Annotated in this window: 19 protein-coding genes and 1 riboswitch; of the genes, 14 read left to right on the top strand and 5 right to left on the bottom strand. The window is 62.5% G+C overall.

All coding sequences use genetic code 11. The features are described from left to right. Positions 1-159 precede the first annotated feature (159 nt). Positions 160-1,698 (top strand): HNH endonuclease, encoded by a 1,539-nt coding sequence (locus AC1RJY_RS02555; RefSeq protein WP_498601192.1) that lies wholly within the window; start codon positions 160-162, stop codon positions 1,696-1,698. 13 nt (positions 1,699-1,711) lie between these two features. Here the strand turns inward: AC1RJY_RS02555 and map are convergent, their stop codons facing one another. Then, positions 1,712-2,491 (bottom strand): type I methionyl aminopeptidase, encoded by a 780-nt coding sequence (map, locus tag AC1RJY_RS02550; protein WP_498601191.1) that lies wholly within the window; start codon positions 2,489-2,491, stop codon positions 1,712-1,714. 67 nt (positions 2,492-2,558) lie between these two features. Here map and AC1RJY_RS02545 point away from each other — a divergent pair, with 67 nt between their 5' ends. Then, positions 2,559-2,861 (top strand): helix-turn-helix domain-containing protein, encoded by a 303-nt coding sequence (locus tag AC1RJY_RS02545; RefSeq protein ID WP_011773714.1) that lies wholly within the window; start codon positions 2,559-2,561, stop codon positions 2,859-2,861. 2 nt (positions 2,862-2,863) lie between these two features. Here AC1RJY_RS02545 and AC1RJY_RS02540 read toward each other — a convergent pair whose 3' ends face one another. After that, positions 2,864-3,445, bottom strand: coding sequence for a helix-turn-helix domain-containing protein (locus AC1RJY_RS02540; protein ID WP_043469824.1), 582 nt, complete (start codon positions 3,443-3,445; stop codon positions 2,864-2,866). An 87-nt stretch (positions 3,446-3,532) separates the two neighbouring features. Between AC1RJY_RS02540 and AC1RJY_RS02535 the strand changes: the two genes are divergently transcribed. Next, positions 3,533-4,555, top strand: coding sequence for an NAD(P)/FAD-dependent oxidoreductase (locus AC1RJY_RS02535; RefSeq protein ID WP_498601189.1), 1,023 nt, complete (start codon positions 3,533-3,535; stop codon positions 4,553-4,555). On the opposite strand, the gene AC1RJY_RS02530 is transcribed toward AC1RJY_RS02535, so the two are convergent. Continuing rightward, a complete protein-coding gene (locus tag AC1RJY_RS02530) occupies positions 4,547-4,762 on the bottom strand; it encodes a hypothetical protein (RefSeq protein WP_043469830.1) in 216 nt (71 codons plus the stop codon). The genes AC1RJY_RS02535 and AC1RJY_RS02530 overlap by 9 nt on opposite strands. A 141-nt stretch (positions 4,763-4,903) precedes the next feature. Here AC1RJY_RS02530 and AC1RJY_RS02525 point away from each other — a divergent pair, with 141 nt between their 5' ends. Next, a complete protein-coding gene (locus tag AC1RJY_RS02525) occupies positions 4,904-5,116 on the top strand; it encodes a hypothetical protein (protein WP_043805831.1) in 213 nt (70 codons plus the stop codon). Positions 5,117-5,227: 111 nt separating this feature from the next. Here the strand turns inward: AC1RJY_RS02525 and AC1RJY_RS02520 are convergent, their stop codons facing one another. Beyond that, a complete protein-coding gene (locus tag AC1RJY_RS02520) occupies positions 5,228-6,451 on the bottom strand; it encodes an amidohydrolase (RefSeq protein ID WP_498601188.1) in 1,224 nt (407 codons plus the stop codon). Between the two features lie 90 nt (positions 6,452-6,541). Between AC1RJY_RS02520 and AC1RJY_RS02515 the strand changes: the two genes are divergently transcribed. Further along, positions 6,542-7,201: a cyclodeaminase/cyclohydrolase family protein gene (locus AC1RJY_RS02515; RefSeq protein ID WP_011773719.1), complete on the top strand. Its 660-nt coding sequence runs from the start codon at positions 6,542-6,544 to the stop codon at positions 7,199-7,201. A gap of 249 nt (positions 7,202-7,450) precedes the next feature. Beyond that, positions 7,451-8,590, top strand: a complete 1,140-nt coding sequence (locus tag AC1RJY_RS02510) for a hypothetical protein (protein ID WP_498601186.1) — start codon at positions 7,451-7,453, stop codon at positions 8,588-8,590. 63 nt (positions 8,591-8,653) lie between these two features. Here AC1RJY_RS02510 and AC1RJY_RS02505 read toward each other — a convergent pair whose 3' ends face one another. Beyond that, positions 8,654-10,204, bottom strand: a complete 1,551-nt coding sequence (locus AC1RJY_RS02505; RefSeq protein WP_011773722.1) for an MFS transporter — start codon at positions 10,202-10,204, stop codon at positions 8,654-8,656. A 72-nt stretch (positions 10,205-10,276) separates the two neighbouring features. Here AC1RJY_RS02505 and AC1RJY_RS02500 point away from each other — a divergent pair, with 72 nt between their 5' ends. From AC1RJY_RS02500 to AC1RJY_RS02465, 8 genes are all read left to right on the top strand, one after another. Continuing rightward, positions 10,277-10,816: a TetR/AcrR family transcriptional regulator gene (locus AC1RJY_RS02500; RefSeq protein WP_014920900.1), complete on the top strand. Its 540-nt coding sequence runs from the start codon at positions 10,277-10,279 to the stop codon at positions 10,814-10,816. Positions 10,817-10,909: 93 nt separating this feature from the next. Then, positions 10,910-11,007, top strand: a riboswitch (glycine riboswitch). A 178-nt stretch (positions 11,008-11,185) separates the two neighbouring features. Beyond that, positions 11,186-14,032 carry an aminomethyl-transferring glycine dehydrogenase gene (gene gcvP / locus AC1RJY_RS02495; protein WP_498601184.1) on the top strand — a complete coding sequence of 949 codons (2,847 nt, stop codon included), beginning with the start codon at positions 11,186-11,188 and terminating at the stop codon, positions 14,030-14,032. Between the two features lie 14 nt (positions 14,033-14,046). Continuing rightward, positions 14,047-15,180, top strand: a complete 1,134-nt coding sequence (gene gcvT, locus AC1RJY_RS02490; protein ID WP_011773725.1) for a glycine cleavage system aminomethyltransferase GcvT — start codon at positions 14,047-14,049, stop codon at positions 15,178-15,180. A 125-nt stretch (positions 15,181-15,305) separates the two neighbouring features. Next, entirely contained in the window at positions 15,306-15,692 is a 387-nt protein-coding gene (gene gcvH / locus AC1RJY_RS02485; protein ID WP_011773726.1) for a glycine cleavage system protein GcvH, read from the top strand. 305 nt (positions 15,693-15,997) lie between these two features. After that, positions 15,998-17,410: an L-serine ammonia-lyase gene (locus AC1RJY_RS02480; protein ID WP_498601183.1), complete on the top strand. Its 1,413-nt coding sequence runs from the start codon at positions 15,998-16,000 to the stop codon at positions 17,408-17,410. 41 nt (positions 17,411-17,451) lie between these two features. Beyond that, the gene (locus tag AC1RJY_RS02475; protein WP_011773728.1) at positions 17,452-17,703 is read left to right on the top strand and encodes a hypothetical protein; all 252 of its coding nucleotides are present in this window, start codon (positions 17,452-17,454) and stop codon (positions 17,701-17,703) included. A 15-nt stretch (positions 17,704-17,718) separates the two neighbouring features. Beyond that, on the top strand, positions 17,719-18,540 hold the full coding sequence (locus AC1RJY_RS02470) for a DNA/RNA non-specific endonuclease (protein ID WP_498601182.1): 822 nt from the start codon (positions 17,719-17,721) through the stop codon (positions 18,538-18,540). 107 nt (positions 18,541-18,647) lie between these two features. Continuing rightward, complete coding sequence (locus AC1RJY_RS02465; RefSeq protein WP_498601180.1) at positions 18,648-19,736, top strand: lipid II:glycine glycyltransferase FemX; 1,089 nt, start codon at positions 18,648-18,650, stop codon at positions 19,734-19,736. Positions 19,737-19,835: the final 99 nt, after the last annotated feature.

Below are 19,835 nucleotides of genomic sequence, written 5' to 3'. Positions count from 1 at the left end.
GGGGAGCGCGATGGGTGGGTCGGGCAGGGCTAATGAGGGGCGACGTCTCGGCTCTTTGCGAAGCGACCTGGCGCTCGCAGACGCTCCTCTGGGGCCCGGTTTTCCACATAGAAAGGTTGGGGTCTGATAGTGCTCCGTGATGGCTGGAAGGGTTGAGTCATGGAGCAGATTCGGGGCAGCCAAGCGGGCGCGGGGGTCGTGCCTGCCCCCGTTCCGGGGCCTCGGTCGCGTGATACGACGCCCCGGGTTTCGGATCTCATCACGCTCCTGAGCGCGGTCCGGCTGGGCACGGAGAGTGGAGAGCTGATCGATCAGATCCGCGGGTTGGAGAATCTGAAGTCCGCCATCACCGGCCTCCAGGCCCGGATCGCTGTGGCCTTTGACCTTATGCAGAGACAGGAACAGGCAGAGGCTGGCGTTCCCGCGTCCGAACGCGGCCAGGGTGTTGGGACCCAGATAGCGTTGGCCAGGCGTGAGTCCCCGAACCGCGGGTCCCTGTTCCTCGGCTTTGCGAAGGCTTTGGTGACGGAGATGCCGCGGACCTTGACCGCGTTGGAGTCGGGCCAGCTCAATGAGTGGCGTGCCTCCCTGCTGGTGAAGGAGACTGCGTGTTTGTCTGTGGAAGACCGGTGCGCGGTGGATGAAGAACTTGCAGCCGATACCGGGACGTTCGAGGGGAAAGGCGACCGGGCGGTCATCGCCGCAGCGAAAGCCGCTGCGTATCGGCGGGATCCCCGTTCGGTTGCCAGGCGTGCCAGCCGTGCAGTCGCCGAGCGGACCGTGAGCCTGCGTCCTGCCCCGGATGCCATGACCTACCTGACCGCCCTGCTGCCCGTCGCCCAAGGTGTGGCCGCCTATGCTGCACTCACCAGGGCTGCTGATTCGGCCCGTGCCCGTGGAGACGCGGGGTCGGGCGGCGATGCCCGGAACCGGGGCCAGGTCATGGCCGACACCTTGGTCGAACGCATCACCGGAAAGCGTGGCGGGGTCAGTGGCGTCGATCTTCAACTGGTCATGACCGACCGAGCTCTTCTTCAGGGCGACAGCGAGCCGGCCCGGCTCGCGGGCTACGGAATCGTCCCTGCGGAATGGGCCAGGAAGATGCTGGCTGAGGGGCATGATCGGATCGAAGATCAGGAGCGGCGGGAGGAATCGTCGGATCGCTTCGACTTCAAGGTACTACTCCGCCGGCTCTACACCGCCCCGGGCACCGGTGAGCTGCTGGCCATGGACTCCAAAGCCCGGTTCTTCCCGCCACGGCTCAGACGGTTCATTGAAACCCGGGACGACACCTGCCGCACCCCGTACTGCGACGCGCCCATCCGGCATATCGACCACATCATCCCCTGGCATACCGGCGGGGCCACCACTGTGGAGAACGGTGCCGGGCTCTGCGAAGCCTGCAACCACACCAAAGAAAAACCCGGCTGGAACAGCAAAACCGTGAAAACGGATGGGCAGGGTATTCACACAGTGGAAATCAGCACACCCACAGGGCACACGTACAGTTCCACCGCACCGGCGCCGCCGGGGTATGTCCGGGCCAAGCCGTCACCACCCACGCCGTCTGTAGCTACGTCGAGTGAGTTTGCTGCGGATGTGGCTAACTCGTCGGTTCAGCTGCCGGAGCCTTACCCTCCGGAAGATGCGGAGTTTCGGCCCGGGGACCAGCATCAACGGCGCATGGCGGAGGTTTAACCTTGGTCCGCGTCTAGCCAGCCAGCGTGGGCAGGGTCAGAATTTCGGCGCCGTCATTGGTGATGGCAATGGTGTGCTCACTGTGGGCCGTCCGGCAACCTGTGACGCTACGGAGCGTCCAGCCGTCGGCGTCGGTGACAAGCTGGGCGGTATCGGCCATGACCCAGGGCTCCAGGGCGAGCAGCAGTCCCGGGCGCAGCTTGTAACCGCGGCCGGGGCGTCCCATGTTCGGGACGTGCGGATCCTGATGCATGGTGGAGCCGATACCGTGGCCTCCGAACTCGGTGTTGACGGGGTAGCCGGCATCGCTGAGGACCGAGCCGATGGCGTAGGAGAGGTCGCCGATGCGGGCGCCGGGCCGGGCGGCCTCTATGCCTGCGCGCAATGCTCGTTCGGTCGTATCGATCATCGCGACACTCTCCGCCGGCTTAGACTCGCCCACGATGAAGCTGATGGCCGAGTCTGCTGCGATTCCGTCTTTCAAGACAGCCAGGTCCAGGGTCAGCAGATCGCCGTCGGCCAAGGTGTAGTCCCTGGGCAATCCGTGCAGGACGGCGTCGTTGACGCCGGTGCAGATGTAGTGGCCGAATGGCCCGCGTCCGAAGGAAGGGGCGTAGTCGACGTAACAGGAGACACCGCCGGCTTCGAGGATCATGCTCTTTGCCCACCGGTCTATGTCCAGAAGGTTTGTGCCCACAGTTACGCGGCCCTTCAGGGTGTGCAGAATGTTGGCGACCAGGGCGCCAGCTTCCTTGGCACGGCCGAGTTCTGCGCGGCTCAGGATCTCAATCATTCGGGGCCTTTCTAGTAACAACCAATAACTATCCCGGCCATATTATCCCGGTATTACAATTGGAGCCATGGTCAGGTTGCCACTTACACCCGCAGAGGCCGAGCGCGGACAGCGTCTCGGTGCTCTGTTGCGTCGTGCCCGGGGTGACCGCTCCATGCTGGAGACCGCCCTCGACGCCCGGGTCTCACCCGAAACGCTTCGTAAGATCGAGTCCGGCCGGGTGGCGACGCCCGCTTTCCCAACTGTTGCTGCAATTGCCGATGTCCTCGGACTTTCCCTCGATGAAGTGTGGGCCGAGATCAACCTGCCTGACCCTGGTGTTGAGTCAGGCAGCTCGCGTCGGAACGCGCGTGAATGGTTGGCTTCGTAGCGTCAGCGCTTGGGCCGTGCCCGCACGTGGAGGCGTTCGCCCTGCTGCCCGAAGAGGGTTAGAAGCTCCACCGGGTCTGACGTGGCACTCGCGAACCAGTGGGGCGTCCGGGTATCAAACTCCGCCACCTCGCCCGGTTTCAGGACAAAGTCGTTCTCGCCCAGGACCAGCCGCAGCTTGCCGTTGAGGACATACACCCAGTCGTAGCCCTCGTGTGATTGCGGCGTTGGAGTCTGCCTGCCTGAGCCGCCCTTGAGGACCATTTTGAAGGCCTGGATTCCGCCGGGGCGGCGCGTCAGGGGAACGGCAGTTCCCCATTCGTGGATGTGTGGCTTGAGGTGGATTCGCGGGTCGCCGGTTTCCGGGGCATCGATCAACTCTTCGAGGGGGACTTGGTGCAGCCGGGCTATGGGGAGGAGTAGTTCGAGCGTTGGTTTGCGCTGACCTGATTCCAGCCTTGAGAGCGTGCTGACGGAAATCCCTGTCGCTTCCGAGGCCTCTGCAAGGGTCACGTTGCGTTGGGTTCGCATGGCACGGAGCCTTGGCCCCACGGCGTCAAGCATTGTGCTGAAGTCGGTTGTCATGTATCCAGCTTGCCATATTGGCAAACTTCCTTGCTGATCTGCTGGACTCTGCCCAACCATGGAATGAGCGGCGCAACGCCGCCAGATATGCGTGGAGGTACAGTGAGTCAAGAATCAGTGAACAACCGGATGGGCGCGGAATACGACGTCGTTGTTGTCGGTGGTGGCGCAGCTGGGTTAAGTGCTGCGGTCACGCTGGGACGGGCCTTGAGATCCGTCCTGGTCATCGATGCCGGGGAGCCGCGGAATGCTCCTGCCGCAGGCGTGCATGGCTTCCTGTCGCGGGACGGGATCAATCCCAAGGAACTGCTGGCACTCGGACGCGCGGAGGCGAACCAGTATGGGGCAGCCATTGTGGAGGGCGTCGCCGTTACGGCGCGTTCGACGACGGGCCTCACGGAGGGTTCCGTGCTCGCCTTTGAGGTGGACCTGGCCGACGGCCAAACGGCGAGAGCGCGGCGCTTGCTGGTCACCACCGGACTGGTGGACCTGCTGCCGGACGTTCAAGGTCTTGGTGAACGGTGGGGCAAAGACGTCCTGCACTGCCCCTATTGCCACGGCTGGGAAGTGCGGAGAAAGCAGATCGGCATCATAGGCTCGGGACCAATGGCGTTGCATCAGGCGATGCTGTTCCGCCAATGGAGCTCCGACATCACGTTGTTCCTGAATGACGTGGTGGAACCGACGGACGAACAGTGGCAGCAGTTGGCTGCCCGTTCCATCACCGTCGTGGACGGGCGTGTCCAAGCATTGGAAGTCACTCATGACGTCCTGACCGGTGTTGTGCTGGCCTCCGGCACTGTGATTCCTGTGGAAGCCGTCGTCACTGGCTCCCGCATGGAGGCACGGAGCGGCGTGCTGGAATCCCTGGGCGTTCCCTCGGTGGAGCACCCCATGGGGGTTGGAAGCCACGTTGAAGTCAATCCCATGGGCGGTGCAACGTCAGTGCCGGGTGTCTACGCTGCCGGAAACGTCACCGACCTCATGGGACAGGTCATGGCCTCCGCAGCCGCAGGTGTCATGGCCGGGGCAGCTATCAATGCCGACCTCATCGCCGAGGAGACGAGGCTTGCCGTGGAAGCAGCGCGGTCTTCAACCGTGTCACGTTAGGGGCTCGCCGGACCGCAGCTCAGCGCCGTGAGGCGACGCATGGGCTGCCGTCCAGCTGGCCAGGAACCCGGTGAGTTCGATTTCTCCCGCCAACGCGTTTCGCAACGTCTTCCTGGCGGTCCTGTGGAAATGGACGTTATGGCGTGCCCAGCGGGTGGACTCGACCTCCATCTTCGCGTTGCGGACATACGCAGGAGTGCCGGTCATGCCGGAGAGTATTCGTTCGATGAGCTCGTTGGGCGCGCGCCAGTACAACTCAGCGCCGATACAGCTGAAGGCTGGCGAAAACAGTCGACTTGTCGCTTTGACGGGAGGACGATTAAGGGACAGCCACTAAGGAGGTTGGTCATGTGCTACGCGTACTATGACGACTTCGAGCGGCGCACGAAGAAGGACTCCGTGCGCAAGCCTGAAGCACGCACGTCTGAGGCACCCAAGGACCAGGAACCTGCACAGAGCCGTCCACGGACGGAAGGAACGCTATTTACCTTCCTGGCCCGCCGTCGCAGGGAATCCGAGGTTTCCGAACCGAGGATCCACCGCATCCACGAGAAAGTCTAGGGATCCCCTAACCCGATCGAAGAAGCTGGACTGATTTAAGAATTAAGCAAAGGTAAGGCGCTGCGCTCGCAGCGCCTTACCTTTTGCGGCCTTGCTGCAGAAGGCTGGGCCCTACGACTCAGCGGCCAAGAATTCCCGCGCAGCCGTCACCAGAGCTTCAGTTCCGCGTGCCAGCGTCGGCTGGATTATGGGCGCAAAGTAGGGCGAGTGATTCGACGGAATGTCCTCGGGAAGGCGACCCGTTGTTGCCCACTCCTTGAACAAGGAAGGCTCGGCCCCTCCCAGGAACCAGAAAACCAGGGGAGCGCCGGCAGCTTTCGCCAAGGCTCCAACGTCTTCGCTGCCGGACACGGGACCGGGGTCGATGATCTGCGTTTCGCCAAATTTTGCCGTGAAAGCTGCCGACACCCTCGCAGTGGCAGCTGCATCGTTGACGGTCAGCGGGAAGTGCTCTTCGAAATGAATCTCCGGTTCCTTGGGAGCACCTGATGCTGTGGCTTCGCCCTGGGCAATGCGCTCAATTGAACCGAGGATCTTATCCCTGGTGGCATCGCTGAATGACCGGACGCTGAGGCCCAACGTTGCCGTTTCCGGAATGATGTTGTTCTTGGTCCCGGAGTGAATCTGCCCAACTGTCACCACCGCGGAGTCACTGGCGGCGAGCTCACGCGACACAATTCCCTGGAGCCGGACAGTGGTTGCAGCCGCCATCAGCACCGGATCAACAGTGGTCTCGGGGCGTGATCCGTGCCCGCCCCGACCATGCAAGGTGATGTTGAGCGAATCGGCGGACGCCATGGTGACGCCGGGACGGACACCGAACCATCCGGCGGGGAAGGGGGCCACATGTTGGCCCAGGACGACGTCCGGTTTCGGCACAGTGTCGTACAAGCCATCGGCCACCATGGTTTCCGCCCCGCCGCCCCATTCCTCGGCCGGCTGGAACACGGCGATCAGTGTGCCTTGCCACTCATCACGTTGCGCGGCCAGAACCTCCACCGCGCCAACAAGGCAGGTCACGTGCACGTCATGGCCGCAAGCGTGCATGACCGGCATGTCCTTGCCTTCGTGATCAACACCCATCGCCGTGCTTGCGTACTCCAGGCCCGTTGCTTCCTTTACGGGCAAGCCGTCCATGTCTGCCCTGAGCATCACCGCCGGTCCGGGCCCATTGTCCAGAACGCCAACAACCCCGGTCTTTCCGATGTTGCGATGAACGGTGAAGCCAAGTTCTTCGAGGTAACCCGCGGCGATCCCGGCAGTTCGGGTCTCTTGGAAGGACAACTCAGGATGGGAGTGCAGGTCCTTGTAAAGCTCTTTGAGGTCAATGGTCATGAGTCTGCCCTTTTCATTCGACGCCTAGGTCTGGCCAGTGTATCCAGCCCGAAGCTGCAAAGGCGGGGAAGCCCCGGCACACTGGATGGCATGAACGATTCTGAATCAGTCACGACGCAGATATCCACAGTTGATGAGTGGACCAAAGCCTTGGCGGAGTCCACCGGATCGCCGGGCGGGGGTGCAGGGACCGGGGTCATGCTCTCCATCGCGGCCTCGTTGACGTCCATGGTGGCCGGATATACCGAGGCTGAGGAGGCCCAGCGCGAACAGCTGAACGGCATCCACTCCCGGGCGCACGAACTCCGACGAATTGCCCTTCAACTAGCCGACGACGACGCGTCCGCCTCCAACGCCTTCGGCGCTGCCTTCCGTCTCGACCCCGGTCCGGAACGCGACGAAGCAATACATCAAGCGTCCGTCCATGCTGCCAAGGCATCAGCGGTTCTGGGGGAGCGGGCCATCGACGCCATTGAAGATCTCGGCTGGCTCGCTTCCAACGGCAATCCTGCGCTTATTGCGGATGTCGTGGTCGGGTTCGGAGCCCTCCGCGCAGCCATAGCCGGAGCACGAACCAACGTGAGCTTCGACCTCGCATCCCTGACCTCCGCGGGCACCGCACTGGAGGAAATTAGGAAACAGCATCCAGAACTATGGAATACAGTCACCCGACTCAGCGACGCCCTCGACAGAATTGATGGACTGACGGCCGGCGTAGACAAAAAAGCAGCGCCGACCGAAGCTGTCTAGCTTCAGTCGATGTGCGTCTTTGCATCACGATCCGTCTTTCCCCGCTACTTAACTACCGACTAAGAACACGAAGTGAGGAAAGGACAGGTTGACGTGATCTTCAGGAAAAGGGCAGCACCTTTGACGCCGATTCCGGAGCCGCCGTCGGGTCTCTCCACATTCAGGGTGCAGGTTGGTGCGATCACGGTGGAAGGTCTGGCCCGGGAGGACTGCGGTTCTGCCGTGGAGGTCATTCTAGGAGCGGTTTCCATGGCTGATCCAAAGGATCTGGTCGATGGTCTCCGGTATTCACACGGCTCCTGGTACTTCAATCTGCACCAGACCGCCCGAAAGAGTTTCCGTGTCAGCGCTGTGGACCTTTCCGGCCCGGGTCTTGAGTCTTCTACCTGGGATCTGAGCTACGCCGCTACGTTGTTGGCAGTTCAGTCGACGTGGAGCAAGTCCGTGAGTGAGACGGCCTGGTCGCCTGTGAAGTTGGGGCAGACGTTACGTGTGTCCCCGTCGGCATTGGACATGCCGCGAGTCACCCTAAGGCGGGAGGAACCCACAGAGCCAAATGATTCGGGCTGGGTAGTGGGACCAGGGGCAGCTGCAGATCAGGAAGTGTTGCCCGTGCACGACGTTATCAGGCGCAGGGGAAATTTGGCTCGAGCCTTGACGTTGCCGGTAGGTGCCCGAGTAGAGACAGCAGGGAAGAAGCTTGTCAGTATTTACGCCGCCTCTGACCGATTCTGCTGGGGAGTTCGCGATGGGTTGATCGGCATGGAAATCCCTACCCCGAAATCGTTGGCCCGTCGGTGGGCAGTAGTGTCGGCCGTTAAGACGGCCCTTGGGTACGGTGACTCCTGCAACGGCTCCCAGAACCATATGTATCATGACGACGGCGGAGGCAACTGGGTGGCCATGGACGTCCTCGATGACCAAAGGGCATTGCTCTACGGCCACGACCACGAGGCCAGCGAAAACGTGCTCAGCGGCACCGGCGGGGACTCGGACGTCGAAATGAACTTGCTGGCCAAAACCCCGGACTGGTGGAACGCTGGCCTTCCGCGGGAGGGCGTTCCGATCGGTTTCGTCTTTGGGTTTGAAGGAGGATCCTGGGCCCGCGCCGAATACGACCACGCGGACGGCTTCCTTTCAGTCGGCTTCCCGATGAAATCCGACGAGGCCCTTGCCGAGGAGATTGTTGACTGGATCGGTGACGCCAGCCGAAGGTCAGGCACGCGTCACATTCCCGCACCCGCGGACCTGATGGCAGCCATCAGTGAAGGGGCCAACATCACTGTGGAAGTACTCGGGGCTATTTGTGGTCCGGGTATCGGGGACCTCGAAGCCGGGGTGGCCGCAGCCCGGAACTTCTTGGAGCCGAAGAACAGCAGTGCGGACTGACAGCCGGCGTAGACAAAAAGCAGCGCCGACCGAAGCTGTCTAGCTTCAGTCGGCGCTGTGCCTTTACTGCGCCTTCGGCACACGCCGGAGCACGACGGCGGCGAGCACTGCCGCACCAGCCATCAGTACCAGCCCAATCGCCGCAGTGATGTGAACACCGGACTCGAAAGCTGTCCGGGCGGCATGTGTCAATGCCTCTGACAACGGGGCCGGAAGTGCGGCCGCCGCATCAACAGCGCCGGCCAGCGTTTCCGTGGAATTCCCGGCAGCCTGCTCCGAGATGCCGTCCGGAATGATCAGGTTGTGCTGGTAGGACGCCGTGAGGATGGAGCCGAGTACAGCGGTTCCCAGGAGCGATCCCAGCTCGTAGCCGGTCTCGGAGATGGCCGAGGCCGCTCCGGACTTGTCTGCCGGCACTGAAGCCAGGATGAGGTCATTGGAGATGGTCTCCGCGGCACCCACACCAACAGCCAGGACGGTCAGGGCCGACAACAGGAACACGGGCCCGCTGCCGTGATCGCCCACTACGACGATCAGATAACCCACGGCGCTCAGCGTCAGCCCGGCAGCCACAACAGACCCTGGCCGCACGCGCTTGACCAGCGGTACCACCAGCAGGCCGGCGATGACCGTAGCCAGGAGGGCGGGGATCATCGCGATGCCTGCCTCCATGGGGGACTGACCTTCAACCAGCTGCAGGTGCTGGGCGAAGAAGTAGATGAATCCGGTCATGGAGAAGAGGGACAGCACATTGGCCACGATGGCTGTGCTGAACACCTTGTTCTTGAACAAGGCGACATCGAGCATGGGGCTCTCGATCCGCTGCTGGCGGCGAACGAACAGGATGCCCATCACCACGCCGAAGCCCATGAAGGCTGCTGCAGAGGCTCCGAAGCCATGCACCGCGAATTCCTTGATGCCGTAAACAAATGGAGCCATGGTGACAACGGACAGGACGATGCTCGGCACGTCCACGCGTCCCGGGTTGGAGTCCCTGGACTCCGGAATCAGGACCCGGCCGAAAGCCAGGAGCGGGAGGAGCAGGAAAGCTGCCACAAGGAAGACGGCACCCCACCAGAAGTGTTCAACCAGCCAACCGCCGAAGATCGGACCGAGGGCGGCACCGCCGGAGAAGCCGGCAGCCCAGACAGCGATCGCGAGCCGGCGACGGTTCGGGTCGGTAAAGATGTTCCGGATCAGGGAGAGCGTGGAGGGCATCAGCATGGCGCCGAAGACGCCAAGGCCGGCGCGTCCGGCAATTAGCCATTCCGCGGTCGGGGCGAATGCCGTAGCGGCCGACACTGCAGCGAAGCCTGTGCTGCCGATCAGCAGCAACCGGCGTCGTCCGATCCTGTCGCCCAGGTTACCCATGGAAACCAGCAGCGCAGCCAGTACCAGGGGATAGGCGTCCACGATCCAGAGAAGTTGGACGCCGCCAACCTCCAGGGATCGGGCAATCTCGGGCAGGGCAAAGGTGAGCGCGGTGTTGTCGACGGCCACCAGCAGCACCGGGAACATCAGGAGCGCCAGAGCCGTCCAATCGCGCCACGGTGCTGCCTGGCCCTTAACGGGACGAGCGGAACGGGGTGCTTGGGTTGAGGACGGCGAGTACATGTCACTTACTGTACCGTCCAGACGGTACAGTTTCAAATGGAACCCCCCAAGCCTTTAGGGAATGATGTACCTATGCCACGAAAACCAGTTGCCCGGGATGCCGTCCTGGATGCCTACGAAGCCCTCCTTATTGAGGTAGGGGAGCGGGCTGCCACTCTCGATGCGGTTGCCAAGCGCGCAGGGGTGTCCAAAGGTGGGCTGCTGTACCACTTTCCCAATAAGGAAGCGCTGACCACGGCCCTTTTGGAGCGCCTGGACCTGCTCGCCGATGAAGATACCGAACTGATGAAGGCAGCACCGGATGGTTCGGCTGCCTACTTCATCAGGTCCTCGCTCTGGGCAGATACGCCCATGGATCGGGCCTTCGTCGCCGCTACCAGGCTGGCTGAGGTGGCTCACGAGGAAACCCGCCGCAGGTTTGCTGCTATCCAGCAACGGTGGCTGGACGTGCTGGCGGAGGATGTTGGACCCGAGGTTGCCAAAGCTGTGAGTTACATGGGCGACGGCCTCTATTTCAATGCGATTTTTGAAGGCGGGCAGGAGGGCGGAAACGCCGGGCGGGAGGCCGACGTCGAAATCCTGCTGGGAGTCCTCGAGCGGCTACGGAAGTAGCGATTCATCCATTTGCTGCAGCGCCCCGGACGTAGGACAATTAACCCTTGTGGCGTGCCCAACGCGGTGCCCACACACAACTGAACATGCCTTTGATCTGCGGCGGGAGAGTCCTGCAAGCAAGTGATGCAGGCGCCGTAGGAGCAAACCCTCCCCAGGAATCTCTCAGGCCCACGCACCGCCGCGGCGAGGCAACTCTGGAAAGCAGCAGGCACGGAACCCACCTCAGGGTGAAAGTGCTGTGCTCACCGACGGTGCAAGCGATGGTTGTTCACGCAACGCGCGGAAACTCTCAGGTCCAATACAGAGCGGGGAGGAACCCAGCCGCTGTGGCGTACCCAAACGCTGCCCAAGTAATGGAGTTCCTTCGTGACGGTTAGTTCTGCCTCCACCACCTTCGTCGATCGGCATATCGGCGCCCGCCGCCAGGCCGACATTGAGACCATGCTCAAGTCCGTCGGCTACGACACCGTCGATTCGCTGGTCGACACCGCCGTCCCGAACGACATCCGCCAGGATGTCGCCCTCACCCTTCAGAACGCACTGAGTGAAGTTGAAGTTCTGGCTGAGCTGCGCAAGCTCGCTTCCAAGAACAAGACCGCCGTTCAGATGATCGGCCAGGGCTACTACGACACCGTGACGCCGCCGGTGATCCGCCGCAACATCCTCGAGTCCCCAGCCTGGTACACCGCCTACACCCCCTACCAGCCGGAAATCTCGCAGGGCCGCCTCGAAGCGCTGCTCAATTTCCAGACCATGGTCCAGGACCTGGTGGGCCTGCCGATCGCCAACGCCTCGCTCCTGGACGAAGCAACGGCTGTGGCCGAGGCCGTCCTCATGATGCGCCGCGCCAACAAGAACAAGGCCGTTCAGGATGGCAAGACCGTCCTCGACGCAGACTGCCTCCCGCAGACCATCGCCATCGTCAAGGGCCGCGCCGAAGCGCTCGGCTTCGAGGTTGAGGTCGCTGACCTTTCCCTTGGCCTCCCGGAAGGTGCCATCAACGGCGTCGTCCTCCAGCAGCCCGGCGTGTCCGGCCGCGTGTTCGACCACTCCGCCGTGATCGCTGACGCCAAGGAACGCGGCGCGCTGGTGACCGTCGCTGCCGACCTCCTCTCACTGACCCTCATCACCCCTCCAGGTGAGCAGGGCGCCGACATCGCCGTTGGTTCCGCACAGCGCCTGGGTGTTCCGCTCTTCTTCGGCGGCCCGCACGCCGCGTACATGGCCGTCCAAAAGGGCCTGGAGCGTTCCATGCCCGGCCGTCTGGTGGGCGTTTCCAAGGACGACGCCGGTGTCCCCGCCTACCGCTTGGCGCTGCAGACCCGCGAGCAGCACATCCGCCGCGAGAAGGCCACGTCCAACATCTGTACCGCGCAAGCGCTGCTCGCCATCGTGGCCTCAATGTATGCCGTCTACCACGGCCCCGAGGGCTTGAAGGCGATCGCCGAAACCGCTCACGGTCACGCCCGTACCCTTGCAGCGTCCCTGAAGGCTGCCGGCGTCGAGGTCCTTCACGGTTCCTTCTTCGACACCATCACCGTCCGCGTCCCCGGTAAGGCTGCCGAGATCATCGCCGCAGCGGAGGCCAAGGGCATCAACCTGCGCGGCATCGACGCTGACACTCTGGGAATTTCCGTCGATGAGACCACTACATCTGAAATTGTCGGCGGTCTCCTTGATGTCTTCGGCGCTTCGGTCACTGAAGCCGCTGAAGGCTTTGCGCTTGAAGGTTCCGTTGAGCGTACGAGCGACTTCATGCAGCACCCCGTGTTCAACACGCACCGCTCCGAAACCCAGCTCCTGCGCTACATCCGCAAGCTCTCGGACCGCGACCTCGCGCTGGATCGCACCATGATCCCGCTGGGATCGTGCACCATGAAGCTGAACGCCACAGCCGAGATGGAAGCCATCTCCTGGCCGGAGTTCGCCTCCATCCACCCGTTCGCTCCGGATTCCCAGACTGAGGGCTGGCGTGAACTCATCACCGACCTCGAAGCACAGCTGACCGAAATCACCGGCTACGACCAAGTCTCCATCCAGCCGAACGCCGGTTCCCAAGGTGAGCTCGCCGGACTGCTGGCCATCCGCGGCTATCACCTGTCCCGTGGCGACGAACAGCGCAACGTCTGCCTCATCCCCGCCTCAGCCCACGGCACCAACGCAGCGTCGGCAGTCCTGGCCGGCATGAAGGTGGTTGTGGTTGCCACGGCACCCGATGGCACCATCGATCACGTTGACCTCAAGAACAAGATCGAAGCTAACCGGGACGCCCTCTCGGCCATCATGATCACCTACCCGTCCACGCACGGTGTGTACGACGCCGACGTCCGGGAAGTCTGCGACGCCATCCACGAGGCCGGCGGCCAGGTGTACATCGACGGCGCCAACCTCAACGCACTGGTTGGCTTGGCCCAGCCGGGCAAGTTCGGCGGCGACGTGTCCCACCTGAACCTGCACAAGACCTTCTGCATCCCCCACGGCGGCGGCGGACCCGGCGTTGGCCCCGTAGCTGCAAAGGCACACCTCGCACCGTTCATGCCCGGCGATGCAGCCTCCTGGACCGAAGGCAACGACGTCCCGATTTCGGCTTCCCGTTTCGGTTCCGCCGGTGTCCTTCCAATCTCCTGGGCTTACGTGAAGCTCATGGGCGGCCAGGGACTCACCGAGGCAACCAAGTCCGCGCTGCTTGCCGCGAACTACATCGCATCCCGCCTCAACGACCACTTCCCGGTCCTGTACACCGGCGAAGGCGGACTCGTGGCCCACGAGTGCATCCTGGACCTGCGTGAACTGACGGCAAAGACCGGGGTCACCGCTGAGGACGTTGCCAAGCGCCTCATCGACTTCGGCTTCCACGCGCCTACCCTGGCCTTCCCGGTGGCGGGCACGCTCATGGTGGAGCCCACCGAATCGGAAGACCTCGTGGAGATCGACCGCTTCATCGAAGCCATGATCACCATCCGCAAGGAAATCGACCAGGTTGCTGCCGGTGACTTCTCCGTGCAGGATTCCCCGCTTCGCCGCGCGCCGCACACAGCCGCCGCCGTCGTAAGTTCTGACTGGGACCGTGCGTACCCGCGCGAGCAGGCCGCCTTCCCGGTCCACCACCTCAAGCAGGACAAGTACTTCCCGCCCGTTGGCCGCATTGACGGCGCAGCCGGAGACCGCAACCTGGTCTGCTCCTGCCCGCCGATCGAAGACTTCGAGAACTAGGACGGTCCCACAAAATGACTGAGAACTACACAGCTCTCTACGAAGAGCACAAGAAGCTCGGCGCGTCCTTCACCGACTTCGGCGGCTGGCAGATGCCGCTCAAGTACTCGTCCGAGTTGGCCGAGCACCACGCAGTCCGCAAGTCCGCCGGCCTGTTCGACCTCTCCCACATGGGTGAAGTCTGGGTCACCGGTCCCGAGGCAGCCGCGTTCCTCGACTACGCCTTGGTGGGCAAGATCTCCGCCATGGCCGACGGTAAAGCAAAGTACTCGCTGATCTGCCAGGAAGACGGCGGCATCATCGATGACCTCATCACCTACCGCCGCGGCTCCGAGAAGTTCCTGGTGGTCCCGAACGCGGGCAACGCGAAGGTTGTGGCCACGGCGTTACTGGAGCGGGCGGCCGGGTTCGACGTCGAGGTCCAGGACGCATCCGCTGAAACCTCGCTGATCGCGGTGCAGGGTCCCCTCGCCGAAGCGATCCTCCTCCGCTTGGTGCCCGTCGAGCAGCATGCGCTGGTCACCGAACTCAAGTACTACGCGGCGGTCGAAGTACCGTTCACGTTCGACGGCGGCACGCAAGACTTGCTGCTCGCCCGCACCGGTTACACCGGGGAAGACGGCTTCGAGATCTTCGTAGCCAACGACTCCGCTGCAGCCCTCTGGCAGGCCATCGCCGGCGCCGCTGAAGAAGGCGAACTGACCCCCGCCGGCCTGGCTTCACGCGACTCCCTGCGTCTCGAAGCCGGGATGCCCCTCTACGGCAACGAACTCTCCCGTGAAGGCAACCCCTTCGCGGCAGGACTCGGACCCGTAGTGGCACTGTCCAAGGAAGGTGACTTCGTCGGCAAGGACGCACTCGCTGCCCTCAAAGCTGACGGTGCCGGCTCCACCAGCGGACGCAAGCTCGTTGGCCTCAAAGGCCTGGGCCGCAGGGCCGGTCGCGGCCACTACCCGGTCCTCAAAGACGGCGCCGTGGTTGGCGAAGTCACCTCCGGTCAGCCCAGCCCCACGCTCGGCTACCCGGTAGCGTTGGCGTATGTCGACGTCGAACACTCAGAGCTTGGTACCGCACTGGACATCGACCTGCGCGGTAAGAGTGAGCCGTTCGAAGTCGTCGCACTGCCGTTCTACAAGCGGGTTCGCTGAGTCAGTCGCCTTCGGCCGGCGGGTCCGACCTCCTCTGCATGCTCGGTCGCATGTGCGCCCGCCGAGGAATTCGGTGCCCCACCATCCCAGCCATAGTTTTTGACCAACCATAGTAAGGAATCAGAATGCCCAAAGTAGCGCCCGAACTTCAGTACTCCGACGAGCACGAGTGGGTTTCTCGCGGGGACGGGAACTCAGTGTCCGTTGGTATCTCCGAGGTCGCCACCGACGCACTGGGTGACATTGTGTACGTTGACCTTCCCGAGGTCGGTTCGACTGTTACTGCAGGCGAGACCTGTGGCGAGGTTGAATCCACCAAGTCGGTATCGGACCTGTACTCGCCGGTCACCGGTGAGGTCACCGAGATCAACGACGCCGTTGTATCCGACCCCGCCCTGATCAACAACGATCCTTACGGCGCCGGTTGGTTGTTCAAGGTCGCCGCTGAGTCCGACGGCCCCCTGCTCTCAGCCGAGGAGTACGCCTCCAAGAACGGCGGAGACCTCTCCTAACTTCCCATCGCCAGTCCGATTCGGGGGTTGGCTGCGGGATGTGCCGTGCGCCCGGCATGTTCGGCAGCTTAGCCCCGTATTGGACGACCGAGCCCGCGGAGGACGTCGTCCCCGACGGGCCACCACCACCGGCCCACTGTGGCGTAGCGTGGGATTGTAGAACTGAATAAAATTGCGACGCCGGGTTGCCGCCTTTGGGGGCCATCCGGCGTCGTGCTTCGGTCGTCTGCCGCCACAAGTGGGGGCGACCCTCCGGCAGGACCATCTGCCGGACCGTTTTCAAGCTTTGTTAAGGGATCCCAGCCATGGCTGTTGGTGTTTTTGATCTGTTCTCTGTGGGTATTGGCCCGTCGAGTTCTCATACTGTGGGGCCGATGCGGGCTGGGGCGGTGTTCGCTGGCGAACTCAAGGACGCCGGTGTCCTGGGTTCTGTGGCGTCGCTGCGGGTTGATCTGTATGGTTCTTTGGCTGCGACGGGTCGTGGGCACGGCACTATGACGGCCACGCTGCTGGGCTTGGAGGGCTTTCACCCCGAGTTGATCCTGCCTGACGAGGTGGAGGAGCGGCTGGCGACGATCGCGGAGACGGGTGTGCTGAATCTGGGTGGTGCGTCCGGGGACGGTGTGGAGCTGCCGTATGCGGTGGAGGATATGGTGTTGCATCCGTTGACGGTGTTGCCGCGGCATACCAATGGGATGAAGTTCCAGGTGTCTGATGCCCAGGGCAATGTGCTGCGGGAGGCGACGTTCTTTTCGGTGGGTGGCGGGTTCATTGTCCGTGAGGGTGAGGAGGACGCTGCCCGGGCCGAGTTGGAGGAGACGAAAGCGGAGTTGCCGTTGCCGTTCAGGACGGCGGCGGAGTTGATGGGCCGGTGTTCGTCCAAGGGGTTGGGGATCAGCGACATCATGTTCATCAATGAGCGTGCGTCCCGGAGTGAGGAGGAGATCCGGGAGGGTCTTTTGCATATCTGGTCCGTGATGGAGGCGTGTGTTGAAACGTCGTTGAAGCGTGAGGGTGTGCTGCCCGGGGGGTTGAAGGTCCGGCGTCGGTCTCCTGACTGGTTGGAGCGGCTGCTGAAGGAGGACAAGGACCGGAATGATCCGAAGTATTGGCAGGAGTGGGTGAACCTGATCGCGTTGGCGGTGAACGAGGAGAACGCTTCGGGTGGCCGGGTGGTGACGGCGCCGACCAATGGTGCTGCGGGGATCATTCCTGCGGTGTTGTATTACGCGTTGAATTACGCGCCGGGCATGGACAAGGCCAGCCAGGCCGATAAGGACGATGTGGTGGTGAAGTTCCTGCTCGCCGCGGGTGCGGTGGGTGTGTTGTATAAGGAGCAGGCGTCCATTTCGGGGGCTGAGGTGGGGTGCCAGGGTGAGGTGGGCTCGGCGTCGTCGATGGCTGCTGCGGGGTTGGCTGAGGTGATGGGTGGTTCGCCGGGTCAGGTGGAGAACGCTGCGGAGATCGCGATGGAACATAATCTGGGGTTGACGTGTGATCCGATCGGGGGTTTGGTGCAGATCCCGTGTATTGAGCGGAACGCGATCGCGGCGGCGAAGGCGATCAACGCCGCGAAGATGGCGTTGTGGGGTGACGGGACGCACCGGGTGTCTTTGGATGAGGTGATCGTGACCATGCGTGAAACGGGCAAGGACATGTCCTCCAAGTACAAGGAAACAGCGATGGGCGGCCTCGCCGTCAACGTCGTCGAATGCTGATTCTGTAGGCTGTGACTTCACAACCGTCTCTGGGGGACCGTATGAATGATCAACTAAATCCCATTGTTCCCACGGCGTGGGAGGCCGCGGTAGCGGGGGCCGGGGCAGTGTCACTGCTTCTGTTTGTGGCTGCCCTGATCCTGGTACTTCGCACTGGGTCCTTCTCGCCGGGAGTTCGGTTCGCGTTGGCGCTATTGGCGTTTGCAGTCCCTGTCGCCGGCCCAGTGGCGGGCATCGTGGTGGCACTTCTTGAGCAGCGAAGGGCTCGGCGCCGCATTACTGTCAGCCCCTGATGCAATGCTGTATCCATGACCGGGGGATACAGCAGGGACTTTTTGCGGACACGGCTTGAACTGCCCAGTCCGTCGGCTACTACGACACTTTTGGACTACACCCACTTTTCTGTTCGCTTCCGGGCTGCCCGGAAGCTCGCAGCGATTGTGGGTGTGAACATCAACGGCAAGGAACTGATACCCCTGGCCCGCGAGGGTTCGTGGCATTTCGATGACAGGATCCCCCGGGAGCAGCAGGCCGGCCAGGATCTGTACAAGGGCAACGCCTTTGATCGCGGGCACTTGGTCCGCCGCTTGGATCCGGTGTGGGGTGATGCAACAACGGCGAAGAAAGCCAACCAGGACACCTTCAGCTATACCAACGCGGCACCACAGATTGATGACTTCAATCAGGGCAAGGAGCTGTGGGTGGGGCTGGAAGATCACGTTCTGGGTCATGCAGACGCCCACGAAGCAAAACTGAGCGTCTTCACGGGACCTGTGTTCAGGGATGACGATCCTGTGTATAGGGGAGTTCAGATCCCTCGAAAGTTCTGGAAGATCGCGGCATGGACCAACGATGCCAAGCTGGCCGCTGTCGGCTTTGTCCTGGATCAGTCGCCGATGCTGGGGAAAGTGGAGCTAAAGAAGGCCATCAGCCAACGGCTCCTTGAAGGTGAGCCACCGCCGCTTGGACCATTCCGGACGTTCCAAGTACCCATCGGTCAGATCGCGGACCTCACCGGGCTCAGCCTCGGCAGACTCATCAATGCTGACCGCCTTGTCAGGGGTCAACGGGAATCCGGCATTGAACCGCGGGCGATCAGGCTGGAGAAGGCAGAACAGATCAGGCTCTGAGCCCTTGTAACCAGCAGAATCGGGGGATATCCACATACCCCGATAGACTTGGGGCTGCATGTCCGCATGCGCACTACGCTTTTGAACACTGCACCAAAACCCTGAGATTGGACACGGCCACCTTGCGAGAATTTACCGCCCGCTTTGCCACCGCCGAGGAAATCGATAACTGGGACAAGCACGTCACAGCGAATCCGAACGGCGGCAACATGCTGCAGTCGGACGCCTACGCGGCAGTCAAGGACGGAAACGGCTGGCTGGTCCGCCGTCTTGTGGTGGAGACCGCTGATTACTCCAGCTACAACCTGCTCCTGGAGAAGAAGTTCCCCGTGATGGGTCGGCTCTGGTACCTGATCAAGGGGCCGGACCTCGCAGATGTCAGCGATATTCAGCCTGCACTCAAAGCAGTCGCCGCGCTGGCTCGCGAGAAGAAGATGAACGTCTTCACCATCAAGATCGAGCCGGATGTGGTGGAGTCCGCCGAGGCGACTACCCAGCTCAAGGCTGCGGGTCTGGTGAAAGCTCCAAATATCCAATCCAACGACTCCACAGCGCTGCTGGACATATCAGCGCCCCCAAATGAAGTCCTCCGCAGCATTTCCTCGCGTGCCCGCAACGCGGTCCGCAGGGCGGAGCGCGAGGGGTGCGAGGTCCTGCCGGCCGAGCCGGGCGAGGATACCTACCGCAAGCTCTACGCCCTGATGCAGAACACCGTAAACGCTAAAGGTGCCATGCCGCTGCGGAGCTACGAGTACTACTCCAGGTTCTGGGAAGAATTCTGCAGCCGCGGCCAGGGGCATTTCTTCTTCGTGTACGAGGACGGCGCACCCAGTGTTGGTGCTTTCGTCATCAATTACGGCTCCAAAGCGACGTACAAGGACGGCGGCTCCACCCAGAACCGCAAGCAGTACGGCGACTCCCATCTGGCACAGTGGGCGGCGATCCAGCGCATGCAGGAACTCGGGTGTGTGGAGTACGACTTCTGTGGCACGCCCCCTGCTGCGAGGATCAAGGACAAGACCCACCCTCTCTACGGCATGGGATTGTTCAAGACCAGCTTCACCAAGACGGTCACGGACTTCGTGGGTTGCTATGACCTTGTCCTGGGGCCTGTCCGCCACAAGCTGTGGCTCAAGGGTGCAGAACGCATCTTCCGTCGACTCGAAACCATGCGTACCGGCGGCCAGTTCTACTGACGGCCACTCGCAGCCAGCACGCCAACTTCAGGCCCGCCCCGGCCGCCAACGGGTGCAAATCTACTTTTAGGTGAGGTAATTTCTTTGACTCCGATTGAG

Source organism: Arthrobacter sp. GW822-FHT05G07 (assembly GCF_058799755.1).
This window is presented reverse-complemented; position numbering and strand designations above follow the sequence as displayed.